This window comes from Lysinibacillus sp. RU7 (assembly GCF_057837305.1).
In genome coordinates this window covers 53,883-62,292 of the sequence record NZ_JBYQFK010000027.1, presented here as the reverse complement: position 1 = coordinate 62,292, position 8,410 = coordinate 53,883, and the positions used below count along the sequence as shown (strand labels likewise).

Below are 8,410 nucleotides of genomic sequence, written 5' to 3'. Positions count from 1 at the left end.
ACTTAAAATATAAAAGCAACGTATTACCAGTTTCATTAATTTAGATAGTGTATGGAGAGCAAAATATTTTTTGCTCTTTTTTGTTTGTCAATGGTTTGTGCCAAAATTTAAATTTGAACACTTTTGAAGGTATTTGTATTCATCTCTCGAATCATTTCCGGAAAGGGAGATGTGAATACAAAATGAATATCACAATTTTTAGCTTTATGTTTAGGCGAGTTCCGGACGTTAAGGAAAGCGGGTTATGATACAACAAGTATCGTGCACAGAGAAGCGGAAGATGAAGGAGATATAGATGATTCATGGTTGGAACCATTTGATAATGATGGTTTTGTTCACTAAAAATTAAAGCCTCCCACAGTATCATTGTGGATGGCATTTTTTATTTACAAATAAGAACTAATGTTCTGATATAAACACAAACAAATGTTCTTTTGGTAAATGGAGGGGATTACTATGCCGATAATAAACAATAATGAGGTCCAAGTAATATTCGGAACAGGAGATATTTCAGTTGGAATCGGATGTAAGAGTGATAGAAGCTCTAGTATAGTTCAGTTTACGGAAATTGAACCTAGACCGATAGGTGAAGAATTTGCATTCGATAAAAATAAGATGGAAATTGACGATGCTTCAGTAACATTTATTTTTAATAAGATTGAAAGTCTAGATACAGTAATTTATCAATTACAAAGGTTAAGAGATATTATGGCGAACAAGGATAATTATCAATGGACAGACGAAGGAAGAATTTTAGAAAAGAATCCTTCATGAATAGAAAGTCACCCGTAATCAAAATAAGACCGCTTTCTACTATATAAATAGGAAGCGGTCTTATTAATTAAAAGTATTGATTGTTATTAACAAGGAAACATAAATTCTGTGCGACAAACTACAGCCAATTATTGTGTTTAATTAATCAAAAGTGATAGTATAAGATAGAAGAAACGTTGTTATATCAACGTTTTGAGAGTATTAGAAATTTGAAGAAACCTGTTGAGAGAAATATCTTTCACCTCGACAAGGTGTGGGTCGCAGGTTCGAACCCTGTCGGGACCATATCACCGAAACCCTTTCGTATCAAGGGGTTTCGGCTTTTTTATGTTCTTTAAAACGTGGAATTTTAACCTTCACGTGACGAAATTCCAAAAAATTCTTTTTTTCTCAAACCAACTTATTAAATGTATCCGTTGCAGCCTAGTGAGGCTAAACACTTTGTACCAATGATTAAAACAGAGAAGCTAGCACCAGTACAGAATGTACAAGGTATGTTTAATGACCAATTCCATTACGAAAATACGACATCAGACGATTACATCATTTTACGACTAGGCTCACAGCGTTTGTCTTTAATGGCTGATGAAAAAATTTATGTAATGATAGAGTGACTGACGAATGGAAACCCGTAAACGAGATGAATCGGGTAACTTAAAGCTACCAACTAAAATATATAATGGTCCTATTGAAAAAGAAAAAGTGATAGCATTAGGTGCTCAATTAGCACAAGAAAAGTTAGCCAACATACAAAACGTGACTATTATCAATAGTCTTGATGCCTAATTAGCGATGGTTAAGTCTGAGATGATGGAAATGAAATGCGACACTTCCTAATGAGCTTTTTGGAAAGGGCTTATAGATTAACGTGCATGACGACTGACCAATTGTGTTCAGTTGTGAAAACTGAGTGAAATCCGTTTGGTGAAATCACTGCCGAAGAATACAAAGAAATTATAAAGCAAGACTTTTGAACACAGCAGTAGCTAGCGTTATTTATTCACTGCCGTTGCGTAAAATTTAACTGAATTTTCTTTTTTGTTATTTTCTGTTTAATAAGAAAATAACAAAAAAGAAAATAACGGTAGTAAACATCCGTTTTTTACCATAACTTTTGGCGAGGGAAACAGAAACGCGAAAACCTTTATGGAATCGCTTTTCCTTCCATTTTTCGAAGCCAAAGATGAGCGGATTTCCAAGGGTCTGCTTTTAGCCAGCGACTAATTTGTAAATACGTTCGTGTGCTCGTTGTGTTCAACTGAGCGAGTACATTTAAGCAGTAGACAATCATGGCGATGTACACTTGATTGTGCACAGCTTGTTCGCTTTGCCTGTAAAATTTCTTGATGTTCAAGTGCTGTTTCATCCATTAAAAAAATAGCTCGATGGCCCAACGCGATTTGTACAGTTCAGCGATTTCATCGGCACTTCAATCAAATCGGTTGGTGCTGAGGTGCAGCTCATTGCCCTTCGAATCAAGTACTTTAATTAGGCGAAATGTATTCTCAGCGTGATTTTGTGTCGTGTCAATGAGTATCATGTCATCCAATAAGACAGTTGAATCTTGAGGTACTTTGATAGGCTTGAGCACACGGGTGACGGCGTTTTTTCGTAAGCATGATACAAAGAAATAGCCTTCATCTGTTATGCCGTCAAGTTGCTCATAATTCAAGTAATCACGGTTAAACGCATACATGGATTCTATGTCGTCTACGAGTACTTTTAGCTTACCGCGATCATGTTCTTTCGCGTTTGTCAGCACCGCTTTGTCTGGATACGAGCAACCTTTTTATAAGAAAACCAAACGTAAGTGAAGCATGATTCCTGACTTCGTTTTACGAAATTCAGCCCATTTTTGATGATTCAAATTCAATAGCAGTGTGCTCGAATCAATGATTTTTAATGGTGTGGTCAATTTTCTACGCTTTTGAAAATGCGTTTTCTCATGAGTTTGAGCAACTAAATCAAGAAAAAGCTCTTGGAAGACAAGTGTTGGTACCTGACCTAATCGACGTCTCAATTGTGAAAAGCTAATCGACTCTAACTCCGTCCCTTTTTGTAGGTCATCGGAGAAAAGTGTATCACTCACAGCGCGTAGGCTTTCGGTTTCATTTAACTGCGCAAATACGAACAGTTTTAAGGAAGAAGCCATGTAAAGCTTTTTTGTATAGTAATTTAATTGATAGGCTTCTACTAATCCCTCCAGTTTTGACGAGGAAATCGATGAAAACCATTTAGCCAATAGTACGGAAAATTCAGTTTTAGATAAGGCGTTTAATTATTTTAATGCGACGTTAGTGAAAAAATTTACATATTATTAGAATCTATTTTATCAATTAGAAGTTGCATAGCAAAAAGTATAATTTTCCCTGTATATTTGTCGGAGTGCATTGTTTCAGTAGTTGAATATATTAGAAAGGAGTCACAGTTTAAGGAGGGGAAAATAAAATTTCGGTTTAAAGTTGTTTATAGATGAGCAGTTATGCGCCTTCTTGTAGGGATAGAGGTAGGTGATAAAATGGATACAGATACACTCGGGGCATCGATTGTTGGGGTTTTCATTGCAGGTATTGTTTATTTAATTGGTGGTGTAGATGAATTGATGAAGTCCTTAACAGTTATTATGGCCATCGATTTCATCTTAGGAATCATGGCAGCCTATTCAACGAAAGATATAGATTCACATAAAACGTTCAAAATACTTTTGAAAAAGACAGCCATGATTTTAATGATTATTTTGGCAGTACAACTGGACTTAGTAACAGATAGCGGCAATTTTATGCGAAATACTATGATTTTATTCCTAATTGGTATGGAAGGAATGGGAATCATTGAACACTTAGGGAAGCTAGGGATATCCGTACCTCAATTTTTAATTAATGTTTTTTCGAAGTTACAAGATAATAATGATGATAAAAAAGGAAGAAAATAATCGCCTATCTTCACTGCTTCTAAATTAAAGTAAATTACCAGTCATCTTTTATTGAATAAGCATAAGCACGTTATCACAAATACGGTGGTAGCTTGCTTTTTGTGTTTATCATCATAGAAGTACCCTAGATACTAAATAAGTTGTACTTTTAGAAAAGCTGTAAAATGATTATTGAGGTTATTATCACTGATGCAGTGAAATGAAAGTAACTATAAACATCAAAGATAAAAAAGAAAACCACTAATTTACCAGATTCCCTTTTGGTAAATTTTTAAAACTAACAATGTATACACATGGTAAAATTTTTATAATTAGCGCATATTTAGCTCATAACAATAAACTGGTTTTGGCTATATAAAAATTCGATAAATTTACATTAAGCTATAGAATAAAAGCGAGAACTTACGTATCGTAATTGTTGCTGAGACAAACCACGATACGTAAGTTTTCGCCTTGTACGCTAAGTTTATCAAATTGATTCTACCGTTACCATCTTTTTTGAAATTGCTTTGCCATCTGATGAGGAACCAAATGTTTCTCCTGTGAAGATTACGCCCCAAATAATTACCTGTCCGATTTGCCAAGGGGCAACCGTTTGTCACAAACGTTCTCTACGCCGTTTTCGTCACGGTTATGCCTGGCATATTGGGGTGCTTTGGATTGAATTATTTGTGTCTCGTCAACGAACGCTGTAAAGATTGTCGTTTTACATTCACATTCGACTATGGATTAGAACTACTTCATTCCTCAACCGAGTCATTTCGTCTTGAAATGACGAACCGTTGTCATGGTTGCTCAATTGCGGATGTCGCACGTGAATATGCACAACGGTTGAACGCTGGTCTTACACGTATGCACCCGATCAATTACTTGAAGAAAGTGCCAAACATATATATGTTGATGAATTTGCTTTACCCAAAGGTCACAATTATGCGAAGAGTGTCTTAAATGCTGAGACAGGGCATATTTTGGCGGTTGTTCCTCACAGAGATCAAGACGCAATTGAATCTGTTTTAAAGAAAGTAACTGGGCCTATTCAAGCCGTTTTACCCAACAGCTATTCATGTATGGGGTCGCTTTCATTTGGATTAATTTTTTACCGATGCCCAGCAACGCAGACGACATTACTTAGGTGAAGCAAAAAAGCAGCATAAATCCTGATTTATAGACCGCTGTTTAGCGCGAAAACCGGAAGAGTTAACAGAGGAAGAACGTGATTTTGTGCGTGAATGGCTACAGGAAGATTTCCATACAAAGCATATCTATCAAGTATTGAATCATATGCGTTATGTGTTAAAAGCTACAACAGACACACAAGCAAAAAGTGCTTAAAAGACTGGCTCAAACGCTATCAATTTCACACAAGTGGTGTCGTTTCAAAGATAGTTAAAATCGTGATTGTCCGTGAGAAAGCCATGGTAGATATCATACACTCACCTTTCTCAAACGGCATTATGGAAGGCACCAATAAAAAAATTAAACTCATCAAGAGGCGTGGGTTTGGCTACCGAAATGATGACCATCTTTTCCTCCGCTTGCGTTTGGAAACAGGTCATTGATTTTGTCATCCCCGGATTTGGGTAATGAACCACATATTTGGAAGACTGTCCTGCATTTTTATAAAGCTTGTTATAACGTCAAATGCTTTATTACGCTTATTACTTAAACTTTGGAGTCGAAGCATGTTTATTTGTTGTAAGTTGTTTATTGAATTAATTTGGTCTTTTGTAGATTGCTCAAGAGGGAAACTGGGTTTCTCAGGACTAAGTGTATTGAATATAATAAATAAATTGTACAATATTGAATTGGTAAATATAGTTAAAAAATATAGATATTACAATTTTTTGTCTCTTTCTCTTAACTATCAAGACTGCCTAAAATCATAAAATCTACAATTACTCCATTGACTGGATTTTCGGAACCTAACACACTAATCCCTAATACTGTTACACCATTGATATTTGTCACATTGGCAGAGACATATTTTGCAGTGATATTCTTCTCTCTCATTTGTACTCTCGGTCTTAAATTTATTGATGGATTTGTAGAATATACGCTGGCCACTGCATAGTCAATAGTTGATAGTAGTGGATTACCGTTATCTAATGCATTGTCTGTAAAATAAAATGTAGCTACTCCATTTACGTCTGACGTGGCTTGTCCATAAACAATGCGCTTTATTTTTTGGGGATTCGACTCTCCCGCTTTAAATACATGAAATAATGTTGGTGATAGTGTAATAAATTCAATGCTCATAGCTATGCCCCTTTGTTATATTTCTGTATAAATAATAATTATTCACTGCATGATTCATTAACATTGTATGAACTTTTAATTAGTTTATTACTTTAATGCCCTTGATCATGTTATTTAAATAATACAGGTATGCTTAGTTTGTAGGGGATGAAAGAAATGATTAAAATACTTTAGGGGCTTTACCAAGTATAACGTTAAAAAATGAAATAAGGGACACTATAATAGTGCCCCTTAATCAAAAAAGCAAGACATTGATTAATATAGAACTAGCCCTATTGAATGAAGCTTCTAAGAGAATGGCTGTTAAACATAAACTTCTCTATGTTTCAGTAACAAATTCTACAGCTTCTACTACTAAAGGTGTTCCAGCTGTAATTGTACCTGTAACAGTGTTGAAAGTTAACTCTGTTGCAGAAATTGTGTAAGATCCAGCTTCTTGCATTACGCCGTTAATGTAGAGGTTATAGTAACCATTTGTGACTACTGGGAAGCCAGTAGCAGCAACTCCGCTATCGTCTAAAAATGCAGTAGCAGCAACAGTAGTACCATCAGTAACTACTAAGTTAGCGCCTAATACATTAAAGAACCTTGTGGAGCTTCCTGTAACATTTACATGAATGTTAATAATTGAAAGTGCCATGTACTCACCTCCTTTCTAGTTCCTCGCTTTATACCGTATTTTGTGTGAATCCTAAAGATTCAATAATGATTGGTGTCCTAGCAAAAATGGTTGCGTTATATGGATGAATGATTAAAGCATTTTGGGTTACTGTATATACTCCACCCTCTTGCATCACACCATTTATGTAGACATTGACATAACCATTAGGATTGAATATTTTGAAGTTCGTTACCGGATTACCGTAATCATTTGAAAATAAATTTACTAGAAGGGTTGCACCATTTGTTAAATTAATGTTTGTAGTAACAACATAGAAGTATCTATTGACGGTTGGAATAATTGCACCATTAGGTTTAATAACAGAGGGGATAGAAGATATAGGTATAGCTCTTATACGGTGCCAGTAAAATCTATTTTCCCAGCCATCACTAGAGAAACATTTAAAGTTTTTTTTATTATTAGACATTATAGGACCTCCTTATCAATATATATTTTATAACGTAATCCTTTTAGAGATTACTTATATTAATTTATGAATTTTCTATGGAAGCATATAGGTAATTTGTCTATTAAGGCTAAAAAAATTTTTTACTAAAAAGTTTTAGGGGAAATAAATTAGTATGAAAATATCTATATATAAGGTGATTAAATTTTAGAATCAACCCTCTTTTTCTCATTTTCCTGTATACTAGTCCTAACAGATGTGAAACGGAGAAAAATGATGTGTAAAGTTGTACTAATTATTGAAGAAAAAATCTCTGCTGCTTTAGAACAATTGAAGCTTGCGATGAAAGAACAGAAAGACAATAAATTATTTGTTCGCTATCAAGTGATTTATATGTTACTTTCGGGCGAATCTTACGAAAAAATTGTCGACTATACGTGAACTAGACACCAAAAGATGTGGGTTTTCCGGCTCAAACGAATAGGACAGCGCCTCTTGTTTGTGAATGGATTGAACGCACATTTGAAGTATCTTTTTCTGTGCGTGGGGCACGTGATTTATTGTATCGTCTTGGTTTTAAGCTTATATATTGTAAAAAGCGGACCCACTCAAACAAGCTGCTTTCCTTGAAGAATTTGAACAGGTGAAAAAAACTAATCAACGGCCAAATTGATCGCATTTTATTTGAAGATGAGTCGATGATCCGTGACTACCAAGCCATTGCGAATACTTGGTTTCCAAAAGGTCAACAAAAAATCATTCCCACATATGGCCAACATCAAGGTGTAGAGCTGATTGGTACATTAGATGAAGAAACAGGCGATGTATTTTGTGTGCAAGAAGAACAATATACAGCGGTCGAATCTCTAAGCTCCTTAGAAAAAGTCATCGCCCGTTATCCGAATGAGCGTATTGTCATGATAGTAGATAATGCGCGTATTCATCATGCCAAACGAATCCAACCATTTTTAGAAAAGCATCAAGATTATCTTGCATTTCTGTTCCTGCCGCCGTATAGCTCTCATTTAAATTTAATGGAAGGACTATGGAAATGGATGAAAGCAACGGTGATTCACAATGTCTTTTTTTCGAATGTTGGAAAGATTCGTAGCGCAGTGCAAGGATTTATTCAGATGAACCCGAAAATACGATGAAAAGGCTCTGTTTAAAAAGCTAATTTTCTTTCACCTTCTATATAGATGTGAAAATAGATATAATTTAATGTGAAATAAAAGAAAAATATCTCAGTCTCCTATACTGTAAAAGCGAAAACTTGTATAGCGTAATTTTTGTAACAAGTTTCATGACGCAACGCAACAATCTGTTCTGTCTTAAAGAGATAAAAGTACATGGAGATGGACGAGGCGAAATGTGCAACCAA

The 8,410-nt window shown here is 35.1% G+C and carries 13 protein-coding genes and 1 pseudogene; 10 read left to right on the top strand and 4 right to left on the bottom strand.

What is annotated here, in order from left to right; translation table 11 throughout:
* The first annotated feature begins 456 nt into the window (after window positions 1–456).
* The 3 genes from AC3II9_RS17470 (at window position 457) to AC3II9_RS17460 (ending at window position 1,560) form a co-directional block, all read left to right on the top strand.
* Complete coding sequence (locus AC3II9_RS17470) at window positions 457–774, top strand: hypothetical protein (protein ID WP_489157494.1); 318 nt, start codon at window positions 457–459, stop codon at window positions 772–774.
* Window positions 775–1,223: 449 nt separating this feature from the next.
* Window positions 1,224–1,388, top strand: coding sequence for a hypothetical protein (locus tag AC3II9_RS17465; protein WP_489157492.1), 165 nt, complete (start codon window positions 1,224–1,226; stop codon window positions 1,386–1,388).
* 7 nt (window positions 1,389–1,395) lie between these two features.
* A complete protein-coding gene (locus tag AC3II9_RS17460; protein WP_489157490.1) occupies window positions 1,396–1,560 on the top strand; it encodes a hypothetical protein in 165 nt (54 codons plus the stop codon).
* 358 nt (window positions 1,561–1,918) lie between these two features.
* Here AC3II9_RS17460 and AC3II9_RS17455 read toward each other — a convergent pair.
* Window positions 1,919–3,016, bottom strand: a pseudogene (locus AC3II9_RS17455) (IS4 family transposase).
* 276 nt (window positions 3,017–3,292) lie between these two features.
* On the opposite strand from AC3II9_RS17455, the gene AC3II9_RS17450 reads away from it, so the two are divergent.
* From AC3II9_RS17450 to AC3II9_RS17435, 4 genes are all read left to right on the top strand, one after another.
* Window positions 3,293–3,706, top strand: a complete 414-nt coding sequence (locus AC3II9_RS17450) for a phage holin family protein (RefSeq protein ID WP_489157488.1) — start codon at window positions 3,293–3,295, stop codon at window positions 3,704–3,706.
* Window positions 3,707–4,366: 660 nt separating this feature from the next.
* Window positions 4,367–4,654: a hypothetical protein gene (locus AC3II9_RS17445; RefSeq protein ID WP_489157486.1), complete on the top strand. Its 288-nt coding sequence runs from the start codon at window positions 4,367–4,369 to the stop codon at window positions 4,652–4,654.
* Complete coding sequence (locus tag AC3II9_RS17440) at window positions 4,597–4,842, top strand: transposase (protein ID WP_489157500.1); 246 nt, start codon at window positions 4,597–4,599, stop codon at window positions 4,840–4,842. Before AC3II9_RS17445 ends, AC3II9_RS17440 begins: the two co-directional genes overlap by 58 nt.
* Before the next feature lie 93 nt (window positions 4,843–4,935).
* On the top strand, window positions 4,936–5,265 hold the full coding sequence (locus tag AC3II9_RS17435) for a transposase (protein WP_489157484.1): 330 nt from the start codon (window positions 4,936–4,938) through the stop codon (window positions 5,263–5,265).
* 298 nt (window positions 5,266–5,563) lie between these two features.
* On the opposite strand, the gene AC3II9_RS17430 is transcribed toward AC3II9_RS17435, so the two are convergent.
* The 3 genes from AC3II9_RS17430 to AC3II9_RS17420 form a co-directional block, all read right to left on the bottom strand.
* Window positions 5,564–5,962, bottom strand: coding sequence for a hypothetical protein (locus tag AC3II9_RS17430; protein WP_489157482.1), 399 nt, complete (start codon window positions 5,960–5,962; stop codon window positions 5,564–5,566).
* Window positions 5,963–6,281: 319 nt separating this feature from the next.
* On the bottom strand, window positions 6,282–6,602 hold the full coding sequence (locus AC3II9_RS17425) for a DUF4183 domain-containing protein (protein WP_489157480.1): 321 nt from the start codon (window positions 6,600–6,602) through the stop codon (window positions 6,282–6,284).
* Window positions 6,603–6,630: 28 nt separating this feature from the next.
* On the bottom strand, window positions 6,631–7,050 hold the full coding sequence (locus AC3II9_RS17420) for a DUF4183 domain-containing protein (protein WP_489157478.1): 420 nt from the start codon (window positions 7,048–7,050) through the stop codon (window positions 6,631–6,633).
* 255 nt (window positions 7,051–7,305) lie between these two features.
* On the opposite strand from AC3II9_RS17420, the gene AC3II9_RS17415 reads away from it, so the two are divergent.
* The 3 genes from AC3II9_RS17415 to AC3II9_RS17405 are packed head-to-tail and all read left to right on the top strand — an operon-like array spanning window position 7,306 to window position 8,183.
* Window positions 7,306–7,470: a hypothetical protein gene (locus AC3II9_RS17415; RefSeq protein ID WP_489157476.1), complete on the top strand. Its 165-nt coding sequence runs from the start codon at window positions 7,306–7,308 to the stop codon at window positions 7,468–7,470.
* Window positions 7,471–7,487: 17 nt separating this feature from the next.
* Window positions 7,488–7,676, top strand: coding sequence for a helix-turn-helix domain-containing protein (locus tag AC3II9_RS17410; protein WP_489157474.1), 189 nt, complete (start codon window positions 7,488–7,490; stop codon window positions 7,674–7,676).
* Between the two features lie 9 nt (window positions 7,677–7,685).
* Window positions 7,686–8,183, top strand: coding sequence for an IS630 family transposase (locus AC3II9_RS17405; RefSeq protein ID WP_489157498.1), 498 nt, complete (start codon window positions 7,686–7,688; stop codon window positions 8,181–8,183).
* Window positions 8,184–8,410: the final 227 nt, after the last annotated feature.

Coding starts and splice junctions, on each gene's coding strand:
- AC3II9_RS17415 (WP_489157476.1), top strand. CDS start 7,306: ATGTGTAAAGTTGTACTAATTATTGAAGAAAAAATCTCTGCTGCTTTA.
- AC3II9_RS17470 (WP_489157494.1), top strand. CDS start 457: ATGCCGATAATAAACAATAATGAGGTCCAAGTAATATTCGGAACAGGA.
- AC3II9_RS17430 (WP_489157482.1), bottom strand. CDS start 5,962: ATGAGCATTGAATTTATTACACTATCACCAACATTATTTCATGTATTT.
- AC3II9_RS17460 (WP_489157490.1), top strand. CDS start 1,396: ATGGAAACCCGTAAACGAGATGAATCGGGTAACTTAAAGCTACCAACT.
- AC3II9_RS17465 (WP_489157492.1), top strand. CDS start 1,224: ATGATTAAAACAGAGAAGCTAGCACCAGTACAGAATGTACAAGGTATG.
- AC3II9_RS17420 (WP_489157478.1), bottom strand. CDS start 7,050: ATGTCTAATAATAAAAAAAACTTTAAATGTTTCTCTAGTGATGGCTGG.
- AC3II9_RS17450 (WP_489157488.1), top strand. CDS start 3,293: ATGGATACAGATACACTCGGGGCATCGATTGTTGGGGTTTTCATTGCA.
- AC3II9_RS17425 (WP_489157480.1), bottom strand. CDS start 6,602: ATGGCACTTTCAATTATTAACATTCATGTAAATGTTACAGGAAGCTCC.
- AC3II9_RS17435 (WP_489157484.1), top strand. CDS start 4,936: ATGGCTACAGGAAGATTTCCATACAAAGCATATCTATCAAGTATTGAA.